This window comes from Duganella violaceipulchra, assembly GCF_019166075.1.
GTDB classification, from domain to species: Bacteria; Pseudomonadota; Gammaproteobacteria; order Burkholderiales; family Burkholderiaceae_D; genus Rugamonas; species Rugamonas violaceipulchra.
Genome location: NZ_JAHTGR010000212.1, coordinates 1 through 255 on the forward strand (window position 1 = coordinate 1; position 255 = coordinate 255).

General features: G+C 47.1%; 1 rRNA gene. It reads left to right on the forward strand.

Features of this window, described 5'->3' with window-relative positions:
• Nucleotides 1–82: ribosomal RNA gene (locus KVP70_RS33740) — 23S ribosomal RNA — on the forward strand; the annotation flags it as partial.
• Nucleotides 83–255 lie beyond the last annotated feature (173 nt).

The following is a 255-nucleotide window of genomic DNA, read 5'->3' on the forward strand; positions in this document are numbered from 1 at the left end:
ACCAGGACGTTGATAGGTCAGGTGTGGAAGTGCAGTAATGCATTAAGCTAACTGATACTAATTGCCCGTACGGCTTGTCCCTATAACCTTAGCAGGTTATGGTGAATAAGAAGTACGTTGGAACGTTGGTTGATACAACAACTTCATTACCCCATTTACTTACTTCTCCAGATTCGGAGCGTCGCTGAAAGCGTCGCTCGTACAAGTCAATGCCTGATGACCATAGCAAGTTGGTCCCACCCCTTCCCATCCCGA